The organism is Gilliamella sp. WF3-4, assembly GCF_001690275.1.
Classification (GTDB): domain Bacteria; phylum Pseudomonadota; class Gammaproteobacteria; order Enterobacterales; family Orbaceae; genus Gilliamella; species Gilliamella apicola_C.
Genome location: NZ_LZGW01000045.1, coordinates 243,196 through 268,340, shown reverse-complemented (window position 1 = coordinate 268,340; position 25,145 = coordinate 243,196). Strand labels below are relative to the sequence as shown.

Annotated in this window: 24 protein-coding genes and 3 pseudogenes; 16 read left to right on the top strand and 11 right to left on the bottom strand. The window is 34.2% G+C overall.

Going from position 1 to position 25,145, the window contains the following annotated elements:
* Positions 1–17: 17 nt before the first annotated feature.
* Both A9G47_RS10430 and uxuA read right to left on the bottom strand, forming a co-directional pair.
* Positions 18–449: a DUF3597 domain-containing protein gene (locus tag A9G47_RS10430; RefSeq protein WP_065567627.1), complete on the bottom strand. Its 432-nt coding sequence runs from the start codon at positions 447–449 to the stop codon at positions 18–20.
* Between the two features lie 310 nt (positions 450–759).
* Positions 760–1,941: a mannonate dehydratase gene (uxuA, locus tag A9G47_RS10425; protein WP_065567628.1), complete on the bottom strand. Its 1,182-nt coding sequence runs from the start codon at positions 1,939–1,941 to the stop codon at positions 760–762.
* 578 nt (positions 1,942–2,519) lie between these two features.
* On the opposite strand from uxuA, the pseudogene A9G47_RS15015 reads away from it, so the two are divergent.
* Both A9G47_RS15015 and A9G47_RS15010 read left to right on the top strand, forming a co-directional pair.
* Positions 2,520–2,693, top strand: a pseudogene (locus A9G47_RS15015) (fructuronate reductase); the annotation flags it as partial.
* Between the two features lie 10 nt (positions 2,694–2,703).
* Positions 2,704–2,859: pseudogene (locus tag A9G47_RS15010) on the top strand (MFS transporter); the annotation flags it as partial.
* 183 nt (positions 2,860–3,042) lie between these two features.
* On the opposite strand, the gene A9G47_RS10415 reads toward A9G47_RS15010, so the two are convergent.
* On the bottom strand, positions 3,043–3,804 hold the full coding sequence (locus A9G47_RS10415; protein ID WP_065567630.1) for an FCD domain-containing protein: 762 nt from the start codon (positions 3,802–3,804) through the stop codon (positions 3,043–3,045).
* 481 nt (positions 3,805–4,285) lie between these two features.
* Here A9G47_RS10415 and gntP point away from each other — a divergent pair, with 481 nt between their 5' ends.
* The 6 genes from gntP to rpmE all read left to right on the top strand — a co-directional run bounded on the left by gntP (position 4,286) and on the right by rpmE (position 9,802).
* Complete coding sequence (gntP, locus tag A9G47_RS10410; protein ID WP_065642831.1) at positions 4,286–5,629, top strand: gluconate permease GntP; 1,344 nt, start codon at positions 4,286–4,288, stop codon at positions 5,627–5,629.
* A 272-nt stretch (positions 5,630–5,901) separates the two neighbouring features.
* Complete coding sequence (locus A9G47_RS10405) at positions 5,902–6,363, top strand: DUF721 domain-containing protein (RefSeq protein ID WP_065642830.1); 462 nt, start codon at positions 5,902–5,904, stop codon at positions 6,361–6,363.
* A gap of 62 nt (positions 6,364–6,425) precedes the next feature.
* Positions 6,426–6,830, top strand: a complete 405-nt coding sequence (locus A9G47_RS10400; RefSeq protein ID WP_065567633.1) for a YhcB family protein — start codon at positions 6,426–6,428, stop codon at positions 6,828–6,830.
* A 79-nt stretch (positions 6,831–6,909) separates the two neighbouring features.
* Positions 6,910–8,283: a Do family serine endopeptidase gene (locus A9G47_RS10395; protein ID WP_065642829.1), complete on the top strand. Its 1,374-nt coding sequence runs from the start codon at positions 6,910–6,912 to the stop codon at positions 8,281–8,283.
* Positions 8,284–8,393: 110 nt separating this feature from the next.
* Positions 8,394–9,446 carry an outer membrane-stress sensor serine endopeptidase DegS gene (gene degS / locus A9G47_RS10390; RefSeq protein WP_065567635.1) on the top strand — a complete coding sequence of 351 codons (1,053 nt, stop codon included), beginning with the start codon at positions 8,394–8,396 and terminating at the stop codon, positions 9,444–9,446.
* A 140-nt stretch (positions 9,447–9,586) separates the two neighbouring features.
* Positions 9,587–9,802, top strand: a complete 216-nt coding sequence (rpmE, locus tag A9G47_RS10385) for a 50S ribosomal protein L31 (RefSeq protein ID WP_065567636.1) — start codon at positions 9,587–9,589, stop codon at positions 9,800–9,802.
* Between the two features lie 94 nt (positions 9,803–9,896).
* Here rpmE and metJ read toward each other — a convergent pair whose 3' ends face one another.
* Entirely contained in the window at positions 9,897–10,214 is a 318-nt protein-coding gene (gene metJ, locus A9G47_RS10380; protein WP_065582397.1) for a met regulon transcriptional regulator MetJ, read from the bottom strand.
* A 177-nt stretch (positions 10,215–10,391) separates the two neighbouring features.
* Here metJ and metB point away from each other — a divergent pair, with 177 nt between their 5' ends.
* Positions 10,392–11,558 (top strand): cystathionine gamma-synthase, encoded by a 1,167-nt coding sequence (gene metB / locus A9G47_RS10375; protein ID WP_065642828.1) that lies wholly within the window; start codon positions 10,392–10,394, stop codon positions 11,556–11,558.
* Between the two features lie 61 nt (positions 11,559–11,619).
* Here metB and citX read toward each other — a convergent pair whose 3' ends face one another.
* The 7 genes and pseudogenes from citX to A9G47_RS10340 form a co-directional block, all read right to left on the bottom strand.
* Positions 11,620–12,186, bottom strand: coding sequence for a citrate lyase holo-[acyl-carrier protein] synthase (citX, locus tag A9G47_RS10370; protein ID WP_065642827.1), 567 nt, complete (start codon positions 12,184–12,186; stop codon positions 11,620–11,622).
* 96 nt (positions 12,187–12,282) lie between these two features.
* Positions 12,283–13,812, bottom strand: a complete 1,530-nt coding sequence (citF, locus tag A9G47_RS10365) for a citrate lyase subunit alpha (protein ID WP_065567639.1) — start codon at positions 13,810–13,812, stop codon at positions 12,283–12,285.
* A gap of 12 nt (positions 13,813–13,824) precedes the next feature.
* Complete coding sequence (gene citE / locus A9G47_RS10360; RefSeq protein WP_065567640.1) at positions 13,825–14,712, bottom strand: citrate (pro-3S)-lyase subunit beta; 888 nt, start codon at positions 14,710–14,712, stop codon at positions 13,825–13,827.
* A complete protein-coding gene (gene citD, locus A9G47_RS10355) occupies positions 14,709–14,999 on the bottom strand; it encodes a citrate lyase acyl carrier protein (RefSeq protein WP_065567641.1) in 291 nt (96 codons plus the stop codon). Before citD ends, citE begins: the two co-directional genes overlap by 4 nt.
* Positions 15,000–15,020: 21 nt before the next feature.
* The gene (gene citC, locus A9G47_RS10350) at positions 15,021–16,055 is read right to left on the bottom strand and encodes a [citrate (pro-3S)-lyase] ligase (protein WP_065567642.1); all 1,035 of its coding nucleotides are present in this window, start codon (positions 16,053–16,055) and stop codon (positions 15,021–15,023) included.
* Between the two features lie 4 nt (positions 16,056–16,059).
* Positions 16,060–16,905, bottom strand: a complete 846-nt coding sequence (locus A9G47_RS10345) for a fumarylacetoacetate hydrolase family protein (protein WP_065642826.1) — start codon at positions 16,903–16,905, stop codon at positions 16,060–16,062.
* A 95-nt stretch (positions 16,906–17,000) separates the two neighbouring features.
* Positions 17,001–18,293 (bottom strand): annotated as a pseudogene (locus tag A9G47_RS10340) (2-hydroxycarboxylate transporter family protein); the annotation flags it as partial.
* A gap of 275 nt (positions 18,294–18,568) precedes the next feature.
* Between A9G47_RS10340 and A9G47_RS10335 the strand changes: the two are divergent.
* The 7 genes from A9G47_RS10335 to A9G47_RS10305 all read left to right on the top strand — a co-directional run bounded on the left by A9G47_RS10335 (position 18,569) and on the right by A9G47_RS10305 (position 24,869).
* On the top strand, positions 18,569–20,158 hold the full coding sequence (locus A9G47_RS10335) for an ATP-binding protein (protein WP_065642825.1): 1,590 nt from the start codon (positions 18,569–18,571) through the stop codon (positions 20,156–20,158).
* A gap of 14 nt (positions 20,159–20,172) precedes the next feature.
* Complete coding sequence (locus A9G47_RS10330) at positions 20,173–20,874, top strand: response regulator (protein ID WP_065567645.1); 702 nt, start codon at positions 20,173–20,175, stop codon at positions 20,872–20,874.
* Between the two features lie 165 nt (positions 20,875–21,039).
* On the top strand, positions 21,040–22,011 hold the full coding sequence (locus tag A9G47_RS10325; RefSeq protein WP_065642824.1) for a glutathione S-transferase family protein: 972 nt from the start codon (positions 21,040–21,042) through the stop codon (positions 22,009–22,011).
* Positions 22,012–22,030: 19 nt separating this feature from the next.
* Positions 22,031–22,771 carry an amino acid ABC transporter permease gene (locus A9G47_RS10320; RefSeq protein ID WP_065642823.1) on the top strand — a complete coding sequence of 247 codons (741 nt, stop codon included), beginning with the start codon at positions 22,031–22,033 and terminating at the stop codon, positions 22,769–22,771.
* On the top strand, positions 22,768–23,526 hold the full coding sequence (locus A9G47_RS10315; RefSeq protein ID WP_065642822.1) for an amino acid ABC transporter ATP-binding protein: 759 nt from the start codon (positions 22,768–22,770) through the stop codon (positions 23,524–23,526). The genes A9G47_RS10320 and A9G47_RS10315 overlap by 4 nt, the downstream gene beginning before the upstream one ends.
* 14 nt (positions 23,527–23,540) lie before the next feature.
* A complete protein-coding gene (locus A9G47_RS10310) occupies positions 23,541–23,966 on the top strand; it encodes a GNAT family N-acetyltransferase (RefSeq protein WP_065567649.1) in 426 nt (141 codons plus the stop codon).
* Positions 23,967–24,032: 66 nt separating this feature from the next.
* The gene (locus tag A9G47_RS10305) at positions 24,033–24,869 is read left to right on the top strand and encodes a transporter substrate-binding domain-containing protein (protein WP_065642821.1); all 837 of its coding nucleotides are present in this window, start codon (positions 24,033–24,035) and stop codon (positions 24,867–24,869) included.
* The last annotated feature ends 276 nt before the right edge of the window (positions 24,870–25,145 follow it).

Here is a 25,145-nt window from a genome sequence, read left to right as displayed (position 1 = left end):
ATTTTAAGATAGGAAAATCAAGAAAATAAATGAGTAATATTGCCGCCTTTCTCTGCAATTTTCTTCATAACTTCTTTAATTAACCAAGTATTCATTGCCGCTGTATCATCAGTGCTACCGGTATAATTCAGCTCTTGCGCCAATTTTTTACGCGCATCTAAACTACTATCTATGCCTAACAATTTCAACAAGTCAACAATAGATGTTTTCCAGTTAAGCGCTTCAGGATGTTTTTTAGCTAAATTATCAAGAATAGACGTAACATCAACATTTGATGCTGATGTGCTCTGCTCTGTCTTTTCCTTAACCTGTTCAGTACCTTTTGATACTGTATCTTTAACCGAGCCAGTAATATCTCCGACTTTATCTTTTACTGCCTCAACAGCATGATCTACTGTTGCTTGAGCACTAGGAAACACTTTAGAAAAAATATTATTTAAGATACCCATATTACACCTCTTAATTTTAAACTGCTTATAAAAAACTGCTTAATGATATAGATGTAGAAAATATCATAATTAATATAACGCTTAAAGGGATAGAATGTCAAAATAGTTATGCTTTAATAGCATTTTATGTATTACGATACTATTTTTATCGGAATGCTAATCTATTATTGTTAAATGCTCTTATAATATTTTATGATTTAATTGAAGATTATCAATAACTCTTATTCATTTTTCAAATCAATTATTATTTTTATATAAAATAAAAAATGCCCTTAAAAGGGCATCGAAATTGTTAGGATTTACGCATTTATTAATTAAAAAAAGTTCGTAGTATTGCATACTCAACACCTCGAATTTCAGCTAAACCACGTAAACGACCTATCGCTGAATACCCAGGATTTGTTTTTTTCTTCAGATCATCCAACATTTGATGCCCGTGATCTGGGCGAACAGGAATAGATCGTTTAATTCCCGCTTTTTTACGACGTTGCTCTTCTGTTATAAGTGCCTTCATTACCGAATACATGTCTACGTCACCAGCTAAATGATCGCCTTCATGAAAAGATAGGGGGTTATCTTCACGAACAGTAGCTCGTAAATGAATAAAATGAACACGGTCAGCAAATTTTTCAGCCATTGTTGCTAAATCATTATCACTACGAACTCCATAAGAACCTGTGCAAAAACAAAAACCATTATGTATGCTGTCAACAGTTTCTTTTATCCACTGCATATCTTCAATTGTTGATACTATTCGCGGTAATCCTAAAATTGGGCGAGGGGGATCATCAGGGTGAACAGTTAAGACAATACCAACTTCTTCTGCAACGGGTACAATAGCTTTTAAAAAAAAGGCATAATTTTCACGTAACTTAACTTTATCAATCCCATCATAAGTTGCAAGATGCACCCTAAACTGATCAAGTGAATAGCCTTCTTCTGCGCCAGGTAAACCGGCAATGATGTTTGCAATAAGTTTATCTTTATCGGCTTGAGTCATTTTTTCAAAATAAGATTTAGCTAAAACAGTATCTTCTTTTGAGTAATCTTTTTCTGCATTAGGTCTTTGTAGTATATAGATATCGAATGCTGCAAATGCCACTTGGTCAAAACGCAAGGCCTTTGAGCCATCAGGTAACTCGTATGCAAGATCTGTACGGGTCCAATCTAAAACGGGCATAAAATTATAACAAACAGTATCAATACCACACGTAGCTAAATTCCGAATAGATTGTTGATAATTAGCAATATATTTTTCGACGTCACCACTATGAGTTTTAATGTCTTCATGAACGGGTATACTTTCAACCACTGACCAAACAAGCCCTTTATTTTCAATGATTTTTTTTCTTTTTTCGATCTCTTCAATTGTCCAAATTTCACCATTTGGGATATGGTGAAGTGCTGTTACAATTCCAGTTGCTCCTGATTGTTTTATGTCATCTAGTGATACTGGATCACTTGGACCAAACCAACGCATTGTTTGTTCCATTTAAATCTCCTCAGTAATTTTTACTTAACTTATTTAAAGAAAAAATACAAAAACAATATTGAGATGTTTATTTATTACTAGCTAACAATGAAGCTGAAATAGCATCAAATAAGTAATCATCAAAGCTTAGTTTTTCACTATTTCAAATAGCTATTGTTTGTTTTTTATATTTTCCATATTGCCACAAAAACTGGTGTATAGCTTTTGCATCTTTTATTTGTAATGTTTATAACATTTTCTTGCAGTTATTAGACCACTTTTTGTAACTTGTATTTAATCTGCTTGGTTCGTAAAAGGTAGATAGCTAGATGCTCCCTTAATTTCTAAATATTATTAATTATGGCATTTAGTCAGGCTATATTAATATTTTAACCTTATTAAACACACCATCAAATTGGCACACCAATATTAATATTAGAGTATTTCTATTGTCAATATTAAATAAAAATAAACTCAACATAGTGGTATTGATCGCAATTCCATCAAAATAGTAGTGGAATTTAATTTTATAAATGAAAATATGTCTAGCCAATAAATAAATGCTGTCATTAAACTTAAAACTAAATGGTGATATAAATATGCTAAAAATTTCGACTTTACCTCAATTTATAAAAAACCATCCAATATATGATAGGAAAGCGATAGCATCTAGAATTGTTCATTTGGGTTTTGGTGCTTTTCACCGAGCTCATCAAGCTTTGTTTATAGATCGATTATTAAATACAGGAAAAAGCGACTGGGCAATTTGTGATAGTATGACAAGGTGCATATGCATGGTCAGGACAGATGATTTTTAATTTATTTATTGGAGCCTTTGTAAGTGTTATTGGTTATGGCCCATTTTTTATCGCGTTAGCTTTTTTTGATGTGATAGGCGCTGTTGTTTTATGGACATTTATTAGAGAAAATAAAAGTTAGCATAGTATATCCTAATTAAAGGCCAATCAATGATCGTTTATTACTCTTAACTGACAAATACAATGCTTTCGACTTTATTTGTCAGTTTTTGTCAATTTTTTATTGCTTTTTTGCTAATGCTTTTTAATTCTAAATTTTAGTCAACTGTCTAAAAAGAAAATCTACGTACTATAATGATATTTACTATTGGTTAACAATGGTAACTGGAATAGAGTCAAATAAATAGCCATCAAAATTAGGATCTTCACTATCTGACACCGTCATTAATGTTTGTTTAACATTTTCTAAATGCTGCCACATAGCTTGCCGTGCTGCTTTTGCATCTTTAACTTGCAATGCTTGCAAAATTTTTTCGTGATCATCAAGCCATTTTTTTCGGTAACTATTATCGGTAATACGATTATGAAGTTGATCCCACATTTTACTCGCATTCCGTTTTTTCCATAGATCGTTGAGTAAATCTTCTAATACAGCGTTTTTCGTTGCTTTTGCAATTGTAATATGAAACATTTCATCTGCACTATAATCATCAAGTATGTTATTTTGTAAAATTTGTCGCTCTTGCTCCAAAATAGCTCTAAGCTTTACTACATCAGCTTTCACTATTTGAGATGCTGCAAATGCTGCAATATTACTCTCAATTAATTGCCTTGCTTGTAATAATTCAAATGGTCCAAAATCATTTTCTTCTATTTGTTTATTCTGCTCAGATAACGTTGCATCAGGTAAACCAATTACATAAACACCAGATCCTTTTTTTACTGTAATCAAATTCTCAAGTTCTAGCATGATTAATGCTTCACGCACTACTGTGCGACTTACACTAAATGTTTCAGCAATATCTCTTTCTGGTGGTAATCGATCGCCAATTTTATATGTGCCATTTTTCAACAAAAACTTTAGCTCATTACCAATTGCTTGATAAAGACGACTAGATGATTGCATTTTATTGCCCTTTTTTAGTAACTATATTAATTAGCGCAATAAATTATACGCTAGTTATCCCATTTAGCAGAATATTTAATATTTTTCATTGTTAATTATGTCATGAAACTAGAATACCAACTATTAACGACACATTATTTATATTATCAATACGACACAAACTAAACCAATTATAGTGATCCAGATCACAATCTAATCCAAACAATAGTGCAAATTAATTTTATAAATGGAAATATGTCTAACCAATAAAATAAGTACTGTCATTAAACTTTAAAATTACATAGAGATATCGGCGAACTAGTGATCTCAGTTTTACCTCAATTTGGTTCAGATCTTTTTAAAAATACAAAGTTTAAAGACTAAGTTACTAAATATTACCTATCAATCATAAGATTTAGTACTAAGTAAATTATTAATAATTATTTTTTGTCAAATTAGTGTTTCACCAATAACAATAAAATTTAAATAGGGGTTATGATTTATGGAGTTTCTAAATATTCTTTGGGTTATTCTTGGCATAGGATTAATGTTACTTTTAAATATTCGTTTTAAAATCAACTCAATGATTGCATTATTAGCTGCTGCAATATTTGTAGGATTGATGGCTAAAATGGATTTACTAAGCATTCTTAAAACAATCAAGTTAGGATTTGGGCATACGCTTGGTGAGCTTGCTATTATTGTTGTATTTGGTGCTGTTATTGGAAAATTAATGGTTGATTCTGGTGCTGCTCATCAAATTGCACAAACACTATTAAAACAGCTAGGCATAAAATATGTAAAATTAGCTATTATTATCATGGGGCTTATATTTGGCCTAGCGATGTTCTATGAAGCAGCATTTATCATATTGGCTCCATTAGTAATTGCTTTAGCTAAAGAAGCTAAAATTCCATTTTTAAAATTGGCTATTCCAGGTGTCGCTGCGGCAACTACTGCTCATTCGTTGTTTCCACCACAACCAGGACCAGTTGCACTAGTTGATGCCTATGGTGCGGATATGGGAATGGTTTATATTTATGGATTGATTGTTGCTATTCCATCTGTAATTTGTGCAGGTCTGATTCTTCCTAAATTTTTAGGTAATTTAGAAAGACCGACACCTGAATTTTTACAATCTGAAAATCCCATAGATGAAAATAATCTTCCATCGTTTTTTACATCAATTTCTGTTCCTTTGATTCCTGCTTATATTATGATTGCAACAACAATCGCAAATATATGGTTGGATAAGAAAACGATCACCTATTCTATTCTCAATTTTCTCGGATCATCTCAAATTGCGATGTTTATCGCCATGATTACTGCATTTATATTATTTGGAAAAAAACTTAATCATTCAATGGAATGGATTATGCGTTCTTTTGATAATGCCGTTAAGGGCATTGCAATGGTTGTATTAATTATTGGTGCTGGTGGTGCACTAAAACAAATTATAATAGATACAGGTATTGGTGATACTATTGGTCAATTAATGTCAGCTGGAGGTATATCTCCTTATATTATGGCATGGTTAATTACTATATTAATTCGTTTAACCACAGGGCAAGGTGTTGTCTCAGCAATGACTGCTGCAGGGATTATCGGAGCAGCAGTTATTGATTCTGCTACAGGGACTATGCATGGAGTTAATCCTGCATTACTTGTGCTTGCAACGGCTGCCGGCTCTAATACATTAACTCACATTAATGATGCATCTTTCTGGCTATTCAAAGGCTACTTTGATTTATCAATTAAAGATACTTTAAAAACATGGGGGCTATTAGAGCTAATTAATTCGATTATTGGGTTAATTGTTGTGCTTATAATAAGTATCTTTGCTTAATTGTAACTATTTTCAAAAGGTTAATAACCATGCTTTGTTGTTAACCTTTTTATTTTTCTTAATAATATATAATTAGAAATTACATGAATTTTATCTATTATTTATAATTACTAATTATTGTTTTCTTTTCGTAAAGTTATGCAGAAACTGTAAATAAATTATTTTCAATAAGACTTTTGATTATAAATAAGGTAAATTATTAGGCTAATTCTTTTTTTGGTTTTTAGAAGAAATTTATTTTTATTGATTGAGAAAAGAGAGGATGCCAAGATATGCGTTTTAACCAACCAGAAAAATTAACGTCAATTTTGACAAAAACCTCTTGTTTGTCTAAGATTCAAGATAGAACTAATGCATTAAGAACCTTGAATAAGGCTATCAACGATTTATTGCCATCACCATTGAATCAACAATGCAAAGTTGCTAATTATCGGAATGGAGTGTTGATTTTAGAAGTAAGTTCAGCTAGTTGGTTGACGAGATTGAAATATGAACAAAGTAATTTAATATCGAGCATACGAACAAGTATCTTACCTTCTTTATCTTCTATCCAATATCAGATTAATCCGAATATTTTTGTAAAATTGGCGGAGTGTAATTTTCAGAAATCTAAATCGTCTTTGACTTCGAGTGTAATAACGCCCGCAAGTGCAAAACTTTTATATGCATTAGCTGAAAATGCCCCAGAAAAGCTAAAAAAACAATTGATAAAACTTGCCAACCATGCAAAATAAGTGCTGGCAATTGATTTTCAATTTTATAAAATTATATATATTAAAAATACAGGGAGTGAATTATGGATAGAGATATGCTGACTTATCTTATAATTGGATTAGTAATCGGCTTTATTATTGGTTTTATTTTTATAAGCGTCATTAGCCCTAAAGCTCGTAAATATGCCAAAGTAAAACAAGAGTTAGATCAAACAAAAGATGAATTAATAGCACAAAAACAAATGATTGCTAAACATTTTTCTCATAGTGCAGAAATATTGGATAATATGGCTAAAGATTTTCGCCGTCTTTATCAACATATGGCTGAAAGCTCTGGTCAATTTATTGATAGTGATAACGTTGCATCTTTGGATTTTGACTCTAGCTCTAATCCCGATGAAACAAAAGAAATTACGCTTGATAAGCAACCTAGAGACTATTCGGATAATTCTTCTGGTTTATTTAAAACAGATGAAAATAAATCTTAACAATTATAGTTTAATACGCCGTTAACCAATGGCAAAGCATTTTTATAGAGATTAATTTTGTAAAAGCGAGAGTTATAAGATGATTAATTCATTAAAAGATCGAAAAAAATTGCTAAGTATTTTAGCTTTAAGTTTAGGAATAAGTTTATCTACACTTCCGAATGCTTATGCTTCTTTTCCTTCTATGACAACTGAGAACAGTGCTCAGCTTCCCAGTTTAGCACCTATGCTAGAAACGGTATTGCCTTCCGTTGTTAGTATTAAAGTTGAAGGCACTACTCAAATGCAAAATAATATGCCAGAGGAATTTAGACGATTTTTTGGTTATCCTGATAGCCAATCGAGATCTTTTACAGGGTTAGGATCAGGTGTGATTATTGATGCTGAAAAAGGTTATGTTGTTACCAATAACCATGTTATTGATGGTGCCGATAAAATTACGGTTGCTCTAAATGATGGGCATGAATTTAAAGCGAAATTAATCGGCAAAGATCCACAAAGTGATATTGCATTACTTAAAATCGATGATGCAAAAAAATTAACGGCAATTAAATTGGCGGATTCGGATAATTTACGTGTTGGCGATTATGCTGTTGCGATTGGTAATCCATTTGGCATTGGTCAAACGGTTACTTCGGGGATCATTTCTGCTTTGGCTCGCAGTGGGCTTAATATGAATGGTTTCGAAAATTTTATCCAAACAGATGCTTCAATTAACCAAGGGAATTCTGGAGGCGCACTTATTAATTTAAATGGTGAACTTGTTGGTATTAATACAGCGATTATTGCACCAAACGGTGGGAATATAGGTATCGGGTTTGCTATTCCTAGTAATATGGTGAAAAGCTTAACTTCGCAACTTATTGAGTTTGGTGAAGTTAAACGTGGCGTGTTAGGAATCAAAGGGAATGAGCTAACATCAGATATAGCAAAAGCATTTGATGTTGATGTTCAAAAGGGCGCTTTTGTTAGTGAGGTGATAGAAAACTCAGCTGCGCAGGCTGCAGGAATTAAATCTGGCGATATCATTATTTCGATGGACAGTAAACCTATTGATAGTTTTGCTCAATTACGTGCAAAGATTGCAACAACAGGCGCAGGGCGAACTGTAACATTAGGCTTAATTCGAGATGGTAAAAAAATGTCTGTTGAGGTAAAACTCAAAAACAGTGATGAGGCAGTAACCGAAGCAAAATCACTTCATACAGCTCTTGATGGTGCAACACTTAGTAATGGGGAAATTAAAGGGCAAAAAGGCGTTTTAATAGAAAAACTCATTAAAAACTCGCCAGCATCTCGACTTAGCTTGCAAGAAGGAGATCTTATTACTGGGGTTAATAAAGAAAGAATAACTAATATTGCAGATCTTCGCAAAATTATTGATAGTAGCCCATCTGTAATTGCATTGAATATTATTCGTGGCAATAGCCGCTTATATTTGATTTTACGGTAATTATTTTGCTTTATTTCATCGATGTTTAGGCATCGATGAAAACATCATTTTAACCCTTATATAGATGTGTTAAAATTCTAACCATTGTTCCCTCTATCATTCTGATTCCAATGCTCAAGAAAATTCTATGGTCAATATTAATTGGAACTATTTTCGCTATTATCTTATTGATTGTTTTTCCTACGTTACGAAATGGAAATCAAGTAAATTTTTCAGGATCAATTTTTAGCGATGGTCCACTAAGCTATTCTAGAGCTGTCAACGTTGCTGCTCCAGCTGTCGTTAACATTTATAGTCGTTCGATTAATTCTGTTTCCCAAACATCTCAAGATAGCCCAATTACTCCGCTTGGCTCTGGAGTAATTATGAGTAAACAGGGATATATTATTACTAACTATCACGTTGTTGAGGATGCAGAACAAATTATTGTTGCACTACAAGATGGTCGAATTTTCGAGGCTTTATCAGTAGGCTCTGATAAGCTTGTTGATATTGCTGTATTAAAAATAGATGCCTCTAATATTCCAACTATACTCATTAATCCCCAGCGTGAGCCCAAAATTGGAGATGTTGTGTTAGCTATAGGCAATCCTTACAATATAGGGCAAACTATAACACAAGGTATTATTAGCGCTACAGGTCGTGATGGGTTAAGTCCGTATAGAAGACAGAATTTTATACAAACTGACGCATCAATTAATCATGGTAATTCTGGAGGAGCGCTAGTTAATACCAAAGGTGAATTAATGGGAATTAATACCCTCACCTTTGCAAAAAACCTAGGTAATGATATTCCTGAGGGTATTGGATTTGCAATTCCAGCTTCTTTAGCTGTAAAGATCATGAATAAATTGATTCAGGATGGCAAAATTATTCGAGGTTATATAGGTATTGATGGATTAGAATTTGCTCCAACGCAAAATCCAAGTGAGATACCAATAGTATTAGGTATTTTAGTTACCAATACAGAAGGTCCTTCGTTACAAGCAGGTGTTCTGGCTAATGATATCTTAATTATGGTAAATAATAAGCCAGTTAAATCTATTGTGGAAACAATGGATCAAATCGCTGAGTTGAAACCAGGAACGATTGTCCCCATTATAGTTTTGCGAAATGGTGAAAAAATTGAACTGCAAGTCACAATTGGCCAGCTATCAGTCTGATTGTTTTTTTATGGCTTGATTATAACAGCCATTGGTCGTATAATTCGCAACCTTATCATGTTTTTTAACACTTGTGTGGTGTATAAATTTTGCTTTATAGCCATTTATATAGCGACACAAACAGACTACAGAGGTTTATTATGAAAGAAGGTATCCATCCAGAATATACTGCAATTAGCGCAACTTGCTCTTGTGGGAATGTTATTAAAACTCATTCGACTATTGGTCATGATATTCATCTTGACGTATGTGGTGAGTGCCACCCATTCTATACTGGTAAACAACGTGATGTTGCAACTGGCGGTCGTGTAGATAAATTCAAGCAACGTTTTGCTATGGTTGGCGGTAAAAAATAATTTTTAACGCTTAATAAATAAAAGGCGCATAATGCGCCTTTTGTTGTTTTTGAATATTGATTATTTTAAGTGTTGTTGATTATTTAGTCGGCACTTACTCATCAAGTAAGTTAGGATCAATACCTAAATCTCGCATCATTTTCTGAGCTTGTTCAGGAATACCGTCTTCACGATCTTTTTGTAAATCATCATCGCAAGGTAATGGTTGACCAGTATAAGCATGAAGAAAAGCTTCACATAATAATTCGCTATTTGTTGCATGACGTAAATTATTAACTTGTCGGCGAGTGCGCTCATCAGTCAATATTTTTAATACTTTTAACGGAATTGACACTGTGATTTTTTTTACTTGCTCGCTTTTTTTGCCATGCTCTGCATAGGGGCTGATATACTCGCCATTCCATTCCATAATATTTTCACCAAATTACATCATAAATAATGTGGGTAATTTTAACGTTTTTTTGATTTTGCTGCAATCTACACACCAAGATAGTTAGACGTCTAGACATGTTGACGTCTTTTTGTAATGTGTTATTCTTATACAATCTATTCTTGAGCTAAACAAAGTACTATTTAGAGGAAGGTTATTATGGCTAATCAATTTAACAAATTAAGCCAAGGAACCATTGCTGTTCGTGGTGGACTCAATACTGATGAGCAATATGGCAGTGTTGTACCAGTTATCACTCCATCTACTTGTTATCGTTATGAAGAATTTGCTAAGCCAAGAGAGTTTGACTATGCAAGAAAAGCAAATCCAAGCCGCCGCTTAGTCGAGCAAACAGTTGCAAAATTAGAAGGTGGTGTAGATGCTATTTTAACTAACTGCGGTATGTCTGCCATCCACCTTATTAGTGTTGCCTTATTAGCACCAAACGATGTAGTTGTTGCTCCTCATGATTGTTATGGTGGCAGCTATCGGCTTTTTAATAGTTTAAGCCAAAAAGGCTACTTTAAGGTAAAATTCGTTGATCAATCTGATCCTGCCGCATTGCAAGAAACATTGAGTTTATATCCTAAATTAGTATTAATTGAAACACCAAGCAACCCCTTGCTCCGAGTTGTAGATATTAAAGAAATTGCGCAGCAAGCACATAACGTTGGCGCTTTGGTTTTAGTCGATAATACCTTTATGACGCCTATTTTGCAAAAACCATTAGAACTTGGTGCTGATATTGTTACCCATTCTTGTACCAAATTTTTAAACGGGCATTCGGATTTACTCGCTGGCATTTTAGTTTTTAAAGATCAACAACTCGCTACAGAAGTATTATGGTGGGCAAATAATATTGGTACGCTTACTTCATCATTTGATAGTTATCTATTATTGCGTGGATTACGGACCCTTGCTGCTAGAGTAACAGTACAGCAGGATAACGCCCAAAAAGTTGTAGATTTTTTAGTTAATCACCCTAAAATAGCAAAAGTTTACCATCCATCGTTATCTTCAAACCTTGGGCATGATATAGCTAAAAAGCAACAAAAAGGTTTTGGTTCTTTGCTAAGTTTTGAATTAGCTGGCGATGATGATGTAATGCCGAAATTTTTAAAGGCACTTAATATTTTTACCTTAGCTCAATCGCTCGGCGGTGTTGAAAGCCTTGTATGCCATCCTGCAACTATGACACATTCAGGGATTAGTGCTGAAGCACGAAAAACAGCAGGTATATCAGATCAATTATTGCGAATTTCCGTTGGTTTGGAAGATATTGCTGACTTACTGAAAGATTTACAGCAAGCGCTTGAGAACATTTAATTTAAGTCTAAAATATGAATAAGGTTGATGGCTATCGTTGTTATATGATTTCATCAACCCTTTATTTATGACTTGTTTTTGCGTACTCTATATTTTTTCTGAAATTTTCAATCTTTTCTTCAATTACCTTAAAAATTTCGCTAGCAGAATGCCGTTTAGCTCGAGCACATACTTTTGCTACTTCATGACAAACTAAACATTGCCTTGGTTGATCTTCAAATTGCGAACGTGAAAGACTTTTTTTTGTAATAGGGTCAATAACATCAATATCCCACAAACGGCCTAATGGGTGATTATCTTCAATATCCATACAATATTGTTTGAGCATATTAGCTGAACACTTTATAGCCATAATAGCCTCTGAACCAGTATTATGATGATAATGCTGTTCATTGATTATCAGGATACCATTTTGTAAAAAGCAGCGATGGAGAGCCTTAATTGCTTCATCAAAAAGATAACGTGCGCCACTACTGTTTTTTATAGTACCAGGAATGACTAAGCTTAACGATATGATGGGTTGTTCATAACATGTCATCGCCTGTTTTTGATTGTTTACACGCTGTTCCTTGGCTAATAACATTTGTTCAAGGCTAATTGGTGTACCATCAGAAAATTTAATCAACATTTTTTTCATTGAATAAAAAGTAATATAGAATAGAAATTAGTATAGCCTGATACTTTTACATATCAGGCTATGGTCATATTGGCAGGTTAGCGAAAATTAATCTTTAACTTCACGAACGACATCAATAACAGAGCCATCGCGGAAATGGACAATACCAACGATTTTATCTTTGAATTCAATTGGTTTTGGTTCGCCAGTTAAAGAAACAGCGCGTTGATAGAGCTCTTCAATACTCATGACTGGTAAATTTGCTGCTTTTAAACGCTCTGCAATTTCAGGACGAGCAGGATTAACAGCTATACCATGGTCAGTAACAAGAACATCGACACTCTCCCCTGGCGTTACAACTGTTGTTACTTTTTTAATCACAGTAGGGATACGACTACGAATTAATGGTGCAACAATAATTGTTAAGTTTGCACCAGCAGCTGTGTCACAGTGACCACCTGACGCACCACGCATAACACCATCAGAACCAGTTAAAACATTAACATTAAAATCGAGGTCAATTTCTAGCGCACTTAGAATCACAATATCTAACTCGTCGACGCTAGCCCCTTTAGATGCCGGGTTTGCATAAACATTAGTTGATACTTCAATATGATCTTTATTACGCCCTAAAGATTGCCCGGCAGCGCCATCAAAGCTTTGCGTATCTAATAAACGTTTAACCAATCCTTTTTCATGCAAATCAACAATGCTTGCTGTAATACCACCTAATGCAAACGATGCAGTAATGTTTTGTGCGCGCATACGGTTCTCAAGGAAACGAGTGGCAGCAGTTGAAGAGGCACCTGAACCTGTTTGAATTGAAAAGCCATCTTTGAAATACCCAGAATGTTCAATAACATCTGCGGCATAACGAGCAATCATTAACTCTCGAGGGTTACTTGTAATTCGTGCGGCACCTACGCTAATTTTTGTTGGATCACCCACTTCATCCACTTTAACGATATAGTCGACTTGATCCTGACGAATGCTTGCTGGATGATTAGGATACCCAACAATATCTTCAGTCAATAAAACCACTTTTTTAGCAAATTGTGCATCAACCATCGCATAACCAAGAGCACCACATTGTGATTTGCCTGATACACCATTAGCATTACCTTGCTCATCCGCTGTCGATACAGCTAAAAATGCGATATCAATATTAATTTCACCGCTTTGGATAAGTTTTACACGCCCGCCATGAGAATGGATATGGACAGGATTTTCCATTAAACCATGAGAAATCGCATCGGCTAATTTACCGCGTAAACCAGAGGTATAAATTTTAGTAACCACACCTGATTCTATATGAGGAATCAGTGCAGCATTACAGCTTAATAGTGAGCTTGATGCTAATGTTAAATTTTTAATCCCTAATTTGCTAATAGTTTCAACTACTTTGTTGATAACTTTATCGCCTTCACGAAATGCATGATGGAAAGAAATAGTCATACCATCACGTAATTCACATTTTTTGATTGCTTGTTCAATAGAGTCACACAATTTACGCGTATATTTAGACTCATCTTTTAAATATGGAGTCGTGGCATTAGCGTCAATAAATGGCGTGATATTCTTGAGATCAGGATGCTGTTTAAGCAAATCATCAATTTTTTTATTTATGGAAGTAGTCATTTTTCAATCCTATCAAATTTCTTTACGTACACCAGAATACTTGGCTAGCTCAATAACTTTTCTAGCACGAGCAATAATCGGTGCATCAATCATTTTGCCGTTTAGAGAGATAACGCCAAGACCTTTTCTTTCACCTTCTTCTGCTGCTTCAACCACTTTTTGGGCGTGTTCAACTTCAGCCGCTGTTGGTGCATATGCGTTATGTAGTAACTCAATTTGTCTTGGATTAATCAGTGATTTACCGTTATAACCTAATTTTTTAATTAAGCTGACTTCTTTTAAGAAACCTTCATCATCATTAACATTAGAATAAACCACATCAAAAGCATCAATTTTGGCTACACGCGCTGCATGTAGTACTGCACAACGAGCATAGAATAACTCTGTGCCATCACCTCGCTCAGTTTGCATATCAACAAGATAATCAAATGCTGCTAACGCAATACCAATTAAACGTGGAGAAGCTTTAGCAATAGAAACAGCATTAACTACACCTTGTGCCGATTCAATTGCAGCCATTAATTTGGTGCTACCAACTTCACGTCCACACTCTTTTTCGATTCTTTCAACGTGCGCTTCTAACTCATGGATATCTTCGGCACAGTTAGTCATTGGTAAGCGCACAACGTCAACGCCAGCTCTTACTACTGCCTCAAGGTCTTTTAAGCCAAATGGAGTATCAAGTGCATTGATTCGAACTACTGTTTCAATTCCGTGTTCTTTATACACAGGAAGCAGTAATGTTTGGGCAACTAATAAACGAGCTGAATCTTTTTCTTTAATTGAAACGGCGTCTTCAAGATCAAACATAATTGAATCAGGTTTATAAACAAACGAAGTCGACAACATGGCAGCGTTTGCACCTGGAAGAAATAGCATACTTCGACGTAATTTTTTCATAGTAATTTACTCCAATCTAAGTTTTCTTCTTCTGCGCCACGTAATACCGCACATTGAATTCTTGCTTTAATAGCACAATCCAGTGCACCTTTATCATCGATAATGATTAAACCATCAGTGACATTAAGCTCATTTAAAGTTTGTTCAACAACCGCGCGGATTTGATCGCCAAATTGTTTATTAACATCACTATTAATGACAATTTCGATCCCCGTGTTTGGCATGACTTTGACTAACAAATCGCTAGATTCAAGAGTCCCTGCCATGGCTTCTTTTTGTATTTTCATTTTGCTACCTTTTAAAATGTATTAAATTTTAAATTTATCCAAATTAGCTGAAAGGTAATCCCATGTTGTCGATGGAACTAACTTTTTTACCTGTTCATATTGCTCAGATGCCAATAATTCTCTCACGACTGAGGCAGATATGATAGTATCGCCTTCAGTTATTCGCTGAACTTCAACAACAGTAATAGCAGGGCAATTACTAATCGTTTTATCTTCTAACCAATAACACATCGCTTCATTATAAGCTTTGGTGACTTCATCATAGGGTTCAGTTCCAACAAATCGATAGTTAATATTAAGCGTTGGAGCAATATAATTTCGGAATATAAGTAAATCGATGCCCATATAAGCTCGATCAATTTTTGCCTTATCTTTTAGAAAGTAAGTTGGGAATGTTGCTCTTGATATAATATAAGGTGAGCTTGCATGCACAGTAACATTTTTTATTTGTTGAGTGCCATCTTTAACTAACTTTAAGCGTGTATCAAATGAAAATAATGAAGCATTTTCATTGACGACAAAAACATGCAACCAATCACATTGGCTTGCTGCATATTGGATAAGATATTGATGCCCTTTAGTAAAAGGGTTGGCATTCATTACAATACTACCAATTTTTTTCCCTGCTTTTTGTTGTGCATTTAGCTTTTTACAATACTGCTTAATTCCAACAGGATTGTTTTCCATTAGAACAACTAGCCCTGTAATTTCAACAATAGGGTAAAAACCACATCCTTTAAAAAAATCTATATTTTCAGGCTTGGTATATAAAAAAAGGTGAAAATAGCCATTTTCATTGGCATATTTTATTGTGTAATCCATTAAAGTTAGATTTAGTTGATTGCCACGGTAATCTGGATCAATAGCAACACATTTTATAATATCACGATCAATACCAGCACAAGCTATAATTTTAGCGCTAATTTTCGCTACAACAAAAAGAGTAACTTGTGGATCTAGCTTGAGATCAGATCGCAGTAATAACTGCTCAATTTCTTGATAATCTTGCTCTGACTTAGAAATATCAATAACCGTGTAATCAACCAAATCGTACATGAGTTTACCTTTTTTCAGCTACTACATAATTGGTTAAACGACCAATACCCGTGATTTCAACTTCTATTTTATCACCATCTTGCATAAATACAGGTGGATTGCGTTTTTTACCAACACCACCTGGTGAGCCAGTAAGAATCACATCTCCCGAAGATAAATGGGTAAAAGTACTAATATAAGAAATTAATTCAGGTACAGTATGCACAAGATTCTTAATTGAATCATGTTGCATTTCTTTCCCATTTAAATAGGTGGTTAAAGAAAGCGCTTTTGGATCTGGAATTTCATCGCGCGTTGTAATACATGGGCCAAATGCACCAGTATTTGGCCAGTTCTTACCTGCGGTAAACCAGGTATATTGCCAATCACGAATAGAACCATCCATATAACAACTATAACCAGCTACATAAGATAACGCATCTTCTTGTTTAATGCGAAAACCAGTTTTACCAATAATAATAGCTAATTCGCCTTCATAATCCAATTCATTAGTAATGGCTGGTTTAATAATGTTGGTTTTATGACCGGTTTGTGAATCTGGAAAACGAACAAAAAGCGTAGGAGCAGAGCTGGTTTCATTAAATTCTGCACGTTTTTCAGCATAATTCATACCAACACATAAAATTTTGTTTGGGTTTGGAATAACAGGTAAATAAGTAATGTCTTGCTCTTCAATGTCACTTGGGGCATCTAGGTAGGTTTTGGCAATAGATAGCCCTTCCTCATCAGCAAGTAGCGATTTTAAGTCAACGTATTTATCGCCCAATTTTTCTTTTAAATCAATAATGCCATTTTGAGTGAGAAGACCAAAACTTGCTCTACCAGAGACAAGATAACTGACAAGCTTCATGAAAACTCCTTAAAAGCTGTTGGTGTTGATAGTAAATATGAAATAAAAATAAACAACCTTAGTATAAACCAAGGCTGTTCGTTAATATGTAAATTCTATACTAAGAAATTGCCGAGAATGAGTAATGATACAGATACATTGATTGCACCACCAATACGAGTTGCAATTTGTGCAAATGGCATAAGTTCCATACGTTCTGCAGCTGTTAAGATTGCCACATCACCTGTTCCACCTTGACCACTTTGGCAACATGAGATAACTGCTGCATCAACTGGGTACATACCAAGTTTTTTAGCAACAAAGAAACCAGTGGTAACTAGGCTAACTACAGTACAAACAATAACAATTAAGTTTGTAATAGTGAAAGCTGCAACAATTTTATCCCATGGTGTAATTGCCACACCTACCGCAAATAAAATTGGATAGGTAACTGAGGTTTGGAAAAATTTGTAAACAACTTGTGAACCACTTAATACTTTAGGCGAAACACCAGAAATTAGTTTAACAAAAACTGCAGCAAATAACATTCCTACTGGTGCTGGAATACCCGTTACTTTATGCCCAATCATACCAACCATATAAAGAATAGCGGCTAACAATACACCTGAAGCAAAGGTTGTTACATCAATAATAGATTCAGTTTTAGCAGCTTTTTTATCCATAACTTCATCATCTGCAGATGCAGGCAATAATCGACCGTTACCTGTTAAGTGTGGATAAACTTTACCGATGCGATTTAAAATGCCACCACAGATAATACCCGTTAAACCACCTAACATAACAATTGGTAATACGCGCCCAAGTGCTTCACCTTGCTCCATACCTAAAATTGATGCATATCCAATTGAAAGTGGGATCGCCCCCTCACCAACACCACCAGCCATAATAGGTAATACTAAGAAGAAGAATGTTTCAAATGGCGTTAAACCAAGTAAATAACCAACACCAACACCAACAATCATACCAACAATTTCACCACAAACCATTGGACCGAAGATTTTTAAGAAGCCTTGAATAAGGGTTTTCTTATCCATATTCATAATGCTGCCCACAATGATACAACAAATATATAAATACAGAATATGCGTATCTTTATAGAATTTTGTTGTAGCTTCAACAACTGGTTTAGGAAGAATACCATAATAAACTAATGCTGATGGAATAAAGGTTGCACAAATTGCTGCAGCACCCATTTTCCCAATGATAGGTAAACGTTTACCGATTTCACCACATAAAAAACCAAAAAAAGCACAAGTCACTACCATGACAACAATTTCACTAGGCAGTTTACCCGTTACTAATACTTCACTAAAGATAAGGATGCCGGCAATAATAAATAATGGTAATGGAATGACACCAATTTTATAATTGTCCATTAGGCGCCACCAATTATATGGCCAACCGGTTAGCCTTTCTTCAAAGGGCTTACTCGTTGATTCTTTTTGATTACGTTTATTTTCAAGTGACTTGAAATCCGCCATTTATTTTTTTCTCCAAAATGATTTTACTTATTCAAATTCAATAAGCATATCTTTACAAAAAATTAATAAAATTTTTGTGATGTAAATCATAAATTAACTGTGGTTTTTATGGTTTTAACGGCTATATGTTTTTTAATGCTATGTTAGAATTATTTTAATTTAATTTGAGAAGTAAATGTAAAATGCGAAAAAAAATTCAGTTATCGTTTACAACAAAGCTTTTTTTATCGCTGCTGTTTTTTTCGTTGATTGTGCTTGCGTTATTACAGAGCTATATTTGGAATACGATAGAAACTAATTTATATCGTAGCCTAGGCGAAAAAGCTCAAATCCAAGCAAAAGAGCTATCTGTTTTACCAAGTTTAATCCAATATGTCAAAGATAAAGATACATCAAAAATAGCCGACCTCATCGTAGATATATTTGAACAAAGTGATGCTAGCTATATTGTTATTGGTGATGCAAAAGCTAATCGTCTATTCCATACGGCTAATAGCCCTTTACACTCGCCTATGATTGGTGGCGATAACAAAGAGGTTCTTAATGGTAATAGTAGCATCACAATTAGTGAGGGTTCTCTTGGTTTAGCATTAAGAGGTAAAGCGCCGATCGTTGATAACGGTAAAATTATAGGTATTGTTTCAGTCGGTTATATGATTGATGATATTAATGCACTGCATATACAACAAGTTATACCATTTATTATTTGTTGTTCATTATTGTTTTTAGCGTTATTTATTTTTTCTTATTTTTTTTCAAAAGCAATAAAACAACAGATGTTTAATTTAGAGCCTAAAGCAATTGCATTACTGGTAAAAAGCCAAAAATCGATTATGGAATCTATTTTTGAAGGTGTTATTGCAATCGATCTGAGTTATAACATTATCAATATTAATCAATCAGCTCGCACTATGTTGAATATTAAAATAAGTGATGATGAGCTACATAAACATAATTTAAGCGAGTTTATTCAATCAACCGATTTTATTTTTAGAAATGAAAGTCAAACAGAAGACATACACGATCATATTTGTTATTTCAATAATATTATCGTGATTGCAAACAAAGTTCGCGTGGTGATCGATGATAAAATTCAAGGTTGGGTTATTACTTTCCGTAACTTTGACGATATTAATATATTAAGTATGCAATTAACACAAGTGAACCAGTATGTTGATAATTTACGTGCATTAAGGCATGAGCATCTTAATTGGTTGGCAACGTTATCTGGTTTAATTTATATGAAACGGTATGAAGAAGCTCAATCTTTTATTGCATTACACTCTGCAGATAATCAAAGCAATCTAGATTTTATTACGGAACATTTTAAGGTTCCAGCTGTATGTGGTTTATTAATCGGTAAATATTCAAAAGCGCATGAGCTAGGCTTAAATTTAATATTTGATCCTGCCTGCCAATTAAGTGAATTACCCTTACTTATGGCTGAAACAGAATTTATGTCAATTTTAGGTAACTTGCTTGATAATGCTTTTAATGCGAGTTTGAAAAATGATCTTGGAGATAAAACAATTTATTTATATCTTAGTGATGCAACAAACGAAATTGTATTAGAAGTGACTGATCAAGGTTGTGGTGTTGATAAAAGTATTCGTAATTCAATTTTTGAACCCGGCGTCACATCACAAGAGGGTAAAGAACATGGTATTGGTTTACACCTTGTTTCGACTTACATAAAAAAAGCCAATGGTTATATTACATTTGAAGATAATATCCCCTATGGAACCATTTTTTCTGTATTTATCCCTAAATAATAAAAGGTAATTATATGAACGAGTTTCAAGAAGATATCATTAAAGTGCTTATTATCGAAGATGAGCCAATACTAGCTGAGTTAAATGCAGAATTTATTCAAAAAGATACAAGAGTTAAAGTCATAGGTATCGCTTCCAATCTAGAAGAAGCTAAAATCATGGTTGAAAGACTCAAACCAACATTGATTTTACTGGATAATTATTTACCTGATGGCAAAGGAATTGAATTATTTGAATATATTATTAATAATCATTTAGATTGTTATGTAATTTTTATTACCGCAGCAAGTGATATGGAAACGTGTAGTAAAGCCATTCGTTACGGTGCTTTTGATTATTTGATTAAACCAGTTTCTTACCAACGTTTAAAACATTCACTTGAACGTTTTGAACTCTTTTTGTATCGACAAAGCCTACAAAAACATGTCAACCAACGAAAAATTGATGAGCTTTTCAATTTACAAACAAAAGACTTTGTGAACATGAATCGACACTCAAAAGGTATTGAAGAAATCACTTTACAGAAAGTGAAAGACATTTTTATGCAGACCGATAGCGTACTAACCGTTGATGAAATAGTTGAAAAAGCCAATATTAGTAAAACAACAGCCAGGCGATACTTAGAGTATTGTGTTCAAATAAAATTATTAACGGTCGAGCTTAATCACGGCAAAATTGGCCGCCCTGAAAGGCTATATAAACGTTTAGGAAAATAGTTAACTTAATTAAGGCAATTTTTATACCGTAACTTATCTTCTATATAATTGATAATTATATAAATATGCTTATTTGTTATTTTATCTGCGAAATATTTGATGTTAGATTGAACTAAGTTGTCAGATAGTTGCATTTTGCAGTACCAAATAATAAGAGGTAAGCATATGTCTTTAGCTATAGAAAAAATTGCTACTAATGAAAATAATGAGATTGACAAAAATGGAGCATTTGTTCGCCAAGCAAACCGCTTTGACACACCATTTGGCGATAAACCCGGACAGTTACCTGTTGAAGCTGGTCGTTACCGTTTAATTTGGGCCGCGATATGCCCTTGGGCACATCGCTCAATGATTGCTATCAAATTATTGGGATTAGACACTGTCATCAGCGTAGGTAAAGTAAACCCAATTAGAACTAATAAGGGCTGGGAATTTTCACTGGATGCTGGCGGTGTTGATCCTGTGCTTGGTATCCGCTATTTACCTGAAATCTATGCTTCAACCGATCCACTATATGAAGGAAGAGCAACAGTGCCAACGGTGGTTGATATTAAGACAGGCAAAGTTGTCAATAATGATTATTTTAAGCTTACTTATTATTGGGAAACAGCATTTAAATCTTTTCATAAAACTGGCGCTCCAGACCTTTATCCTGAAAAATTACGTGCTGATATTGACGCACTAAATGATGTAATATTCCATGAAGTGAATAATGGTGTGTATAAAGCGGGTTTTGCACGCACGCAAAAAGCCTATGAAGATGCATATCATCTTGTTTTTAATCAATTAGATAAATTAGAACAGCGTTTGAGTCAATCACGTTATCTATTTGGTGATCAAATTACGGATTCTGATATTCGCCTTTATGTTACTTTGGCTCGATTTGATGTTGCCTACTATTGCGCTTTTAAAACCAATCGTAATCGGATTATCGACTATCCTAACTTATGGGCCTATGCTCGAGATCTTTATCAAATACCTGCTTTTGGCGAAACAACGGATTTTCAGGCAATCAAAAAAGGCTACTTTTTAGGAGATAGCGCGCATAATCCCTATGACATTTTGCCTTTGGGGCCTGATGTCAATAATTGGCATACACCACACAACAGGGGCAAACAGATTAGTTCAAGTCAATAATTTTAATGGGATAATTATAATGCCAAATATATTGAATGTCGGATTGATTTTTACCCAAATTCCAACGTTACTTGCTTACTTGCCTGTAACACTTTTTATTACCTTTTTCTCGATGCTACTTGGCATCATTTTAGGGTTAATGATTGCTATCGCCAAAATGAATAAAATACCAATATTATCACCGATAGCGACGGTTTTTGTCTCTTTTATCAGAGGCACGCCATTATTGGTGCAACTCTATTTAAGTTTTTATGGCATCCCCATTCTATTACGTTATATCAATTATTTTTATGGCACTGATTATAATATCAATGGCATACCCCCAATGCTTTTTGTATTAATTGCATTTTCTTTCAACGAGGCGGCTTATAATTCAGAAACAATACGTGCGGCATTGCAGTCTGTTAATAAAGGACAGATTGAAGCAGCACAATCATTAGGCATGACCTATAGTCAGTTGTTACGTCGAATTGTCATTCCTGAAGCTTTTATTGTGGCATTACCCAATTTAGGTAACGCAATGATTGGTTTGCTAAAAGGCACATCGTTAGCGTTTGTCTGCTCAGTCACAGAAATGACTGGCAGAGGCAAAACCTTAGCAGGACATAGTTACCGTTATTTTGAAGTTTATATTTCATTGGCATTAATTTATTGGGTCTTAACCATTATCATTGAACTAATTGTCAAATATTTGGAAAAGCGCTTAACCATTTCTGATTGTGCTAACACCCCAAGTTATCGCCGAGGAAAATTATTATGATTAATGTGCAAAATTTAACCTTGTCTTTTCATCATAATCTTATATTAAATCACCTTAGCTTTCATATTCACCCCGCTGAAATTGTGGCGATTATTGGGGCTTCTGGTGCGGGTAAGTCAACGCTTTTGAGATGTTTAAATTTATTAGAAAAGCCAAAGCAAGGTAAGATTCGCATTGATAATTTTCAACTTGATGTGAGTTGTATAAAAAGACATGAAATTGTTACATTTCGCCAACAATCGGCAATGGTATTTCAACAATTCAATCTATTTCAACAAAAAAATGCCTTAGAAAATGTGATGGAAGGGCTAATTGTTGTCAAAAAATACTCAAAGGATAAAGCACAACAGATAGCACACGAAAAACTAGTGCAAGTAGGACTCGGCGAACGAATCTATCACTATCCCAAACAATTATCTGGTGGGCAACAGCAACGAGTTGCCATTGCTCGAGCATTAGCTATGGAGCCCAAAGTCTTATTACTTGATGAGCCAACCTCAGCGCTTGATCCCGAGTTAGTGGGTGAAGTATTAGCAACAATAAAAATAGCTGCTAAATCAGGAGTTACTATGATTTTAGTTTCTCATGAAATGAGTTTTGTGCATGATATTGCAACTAGAGTGCTATTTTTAGATAAAGGCAAAATCATTGAAGATGGTTCACCACAGCAGATATTTGCAAATCCGACGCAACAAAGAACAAAAGATTTTTTAGCGAGATATTATTCAACAGGGCAAATTGATTACGAAATTTAATAAATGGAGCATGAATGAAAATTGTTATTCAACAACATTGTGAAGATATTAATTGGCAAGATGTTGCTGATTTGCTGACTTTTTATGGATTAAGCTCATTTGACGCAAAGACACAAGAACAGGTGTTTCGAAATAGTTATGCTGTGGTATTTTTACTGGAAAAAGATCGAGTTGTTGGCGTAGGGCGTGCATTATCTGATGGTATTTGCCAAGCTGCAATATATAACATTGCATTGGTAAAACGCCTCCATGGGCAACAATATGGAAGGTTGATTGTTGATAAACTCGTTGAGCGAGTACAACACTGTAATATCATCCTTTATACTCACCCACAAACTGTCGAGTTTTATAAAAATTTAGGTTTTGATTTAATGAAAACGGGCATGGCTCGTTATCAACCCGAGCACCTAACTGAAATGAAGAATATGGGGTTTATTTAAAATATAGTTAAAAAACCACTCAAAATAAGCGAAACATTGATCCAAACCAAAGGGAGGTATTGCATTATGAACGGCAAAAAATGGTATTTTTTTCTAATATTAGGTGCTTTGTTTTTAACGAGTTGCGACAATCAAAATAAAGGTACTAAAACTATAGGTACTCAAACTACAGGGAAAGAAAAAATTGTTATTGCAACGTCAGGGGCACCTAGTCCTTTTTCTACAGTAGATGGACAAGGCGAGTTAATGGGATATGACATTGATGTTGCAAAAGCAATATTTGCACAGTTACCGCAATATGAGGTTCGTTTTGAAATTACTGAATTTCCATCAATTTTAGCTGGGCTTGACTCACAACGTTATCACGTGGGCGCTAATAATTTCGCCATGAATGAAAAACGGAAAGAAAAGTATTTTCATTCTGCCCCTATTTTTCAAAACCAATACGCCATTGCGGTGGCAAAAAACAATAATGATATAAAACAATTTAGTGATCTTAATGGGAAATCGACAGAAGTTTATCCAGGTCTTAACTATGCAACCGCATTAGAGTTATATAATCAACAGTACCCTAATAACCCCGTCAAAATTACCTATAGTGAAGCGGATTTATTGCCTGTGCTACAGCATGTTGAAACAGGGCAATATGATTTTCAATTAATCGATAAAGTGATGCTATCACAATTAATTAATGAACATAATCTTAACTTGAAAACAATAGAATTAAGTAACGATGATGCCGATCGAATTGCCTTACCATACAGCTATTTATTAATCAGCAAAGGGAATAAAGGCGAACAGTTAACTAAAGATATTAATGATGGCATAAAAAAGATTATCAGTAATGGTGAATTAACGAAAATAAGTGTTCACTATTTTGGCGCTGATTATTCACCTAAATAAGCAATTTTCTATTCTTTTTAATTGATTTTTTATGGTAACCGCTATGCGAAAATACAAAACTACCTGAAAGTTTTTGATAAGTATTTTTTGCAAAAGTTTTCAAGTTTTTTTACCCAATGTTTTATTGGGAAAACCTTTGGTTATCCGCTCAAATTTTGCCGAGAGATAAAATAGGCATAAGGTATTATACAACCGAAACTGCTCAATTACGCTAGATCAAACCATCTCTGATAAAATTGGGAGGATTTCTGTAATAATATTGATTAAGAATAAACA

Excerpts from the sequence above, each read along its gene's own strand:
- A9G47_RS10315 (WP_065642822.1), top strand. The coding sequence starts at position 22,768 with ATGATTAATGTGCAAAATTTAACCTTGTCTTTTCATCATAATCTTATA.
- uxuA (WP_065567628.1), bottom strand. The coding sequence starts at position 1,941 with ATGGAACAAACAATGCGTTGGTTTGGTCCAAGTGATCCAGTATCACTA.
- rpmE (WP_065567636.1), top strand. The coding sequence starts at position 9,587 with ATGAAAGAAGGTATCCATCCAGAATATACTGCAATTAGCGCAACTTGC.
- citE (WP_065567640.1), bottom strand. The coding sequence starts at position 14,712 with ATGAAAAAATTACGTCGAAGTATGCTATTTCTTCCAGGTGCAAACGCT.
- gntP (WP_065642831.1), top strand. The coding sequence starts at position 4,286 with ATGGAGTTTCTAAATATTCTTTGGGTTATTCTTGGCATAGGATTAATG.
- A9G47_RS10405 (WP_065642830.1), top strand. The coding sequence starts at position 5,902 with ATGCGTTTTAACCAACCAGAAAAATTAACGTCAATTTTGACAAAAACC.
- A9G47_RS10335 (WP_065642825.1), top strand. The coding sequence starts at position 18,569 with ATGCGAAAAAAAATTCAGTTATCGTTTACAACAAAGCTTTTTTTATCG.
- citD (WP_065567641.1), bottom strand. The coding sequence starts at position 14,999 with ATGAAAATACAAAAAGAAGCCATGGCAGGGACTCTTGAATCTAGCGAT.
- citX (WP_065642827.1), bottom strand. The coding sequence starts at position 12,186 with ATGTTGATTAAATTTTCTGATGGTACACCAATTAGCCTTGAACAAATG.
- A9G47_RS10330 (WP_065567645.1), top strand. The coding sequence starts at position 20,173 with ATGAACGAGTTTCAAGAAGATATCATTAAAGTGCTTATTATCGAAGAT.
- A9G47_RS10400 (WP_065567633.1), top strand. The coding sequence starts at position 6,426 with ATGGATAGAGATATGCTGACTTATCTTATAATTGGATTAGTAATCGGC.
- A9G47_RS10320 (WP_065642823.1), top strand. The coding sequence starts at position 22,031 with ATGCCAAATATATTGAATGTCGGATTGATTTTTACCCAAATTCCAACG.
- citC (WP_065567642.1), bottom strand. The coding sequence starts at position 16,055 with ATGTACGATTTGGTTGATTACACGGTTATTGATATTTCTAAGTCAGAG.
- A9G47_RS10430 (WP_065567627.1), bottom strand. The coding sequence starts at position 449 with ATGGGTATCTTAAATAATATTTTTTCTAAAGTGTTTCCTAGTGCTCAA.
- A9G47_RS10415 (WP_065567630.1), bottom strand. The coding sequence starts at position 3,804 with ATGCAATCATCTAGTCGTCTTTATCAAGCAATTGGTAATGAGCTAAAG.
- degS (WP_065567635.1), top strand. The coding sequence starts at position 8,394 with ATGCTCAAGAAAATTCTATGGTCAATATTAATTGGAACTATTTTCGCT.
- A9G47_RS10305 (WP_065642821.1), top strand. The coding sequence starts at position 24,033 with ATGAACGGCAAAAAATGGTATTTTTTTCTAATATTAGGTGCTTTGTTT.
- metB (WP_065642828.1), top strand. The coding sequence starts at position 10,392 with ATGGCTAATCAATTTAACAAATTAAGCCAAGGAACCATTGCTGTTCGT.
- A9G47_RS10395 (WP_065642829.1), top strand. The coding sequence starts at position 6,910 with ATGATTAATTCATTAAAAGATCGAAAAAAATTGCTAAGTATTTTAGCT.
- A9G47_RS10310 (WP_065567649.1), top strand. The coding sequence starts at position 23,541 with ATGAAAATTGTTATTCAACAACATTGTGAAGATATTAATTGGCAAGAT.
- A9G47_RS10345 (WP_065642826.1), bottom strand. The coding sequence starts at position 16,905 with ATGAAGCTTGTCAGTTATCTTGTCTCTGGTAGAGCAAGTTTTGGTCTT.
- A9G47_RS10325 (WP_065642824.1), top strand. The coding sequence starts at position 21,040 with ATGTCTTTAGCTATAGAAAAAATTGCTACTAATGAAAATAATGAGATT.
- citF (WP_065567639.1), bottom strand. The coding sequence starts at position 13,812 with ATGACTACTTCCATAAATAAAAAAATTGATGATTTGCTTAAACAGCAT.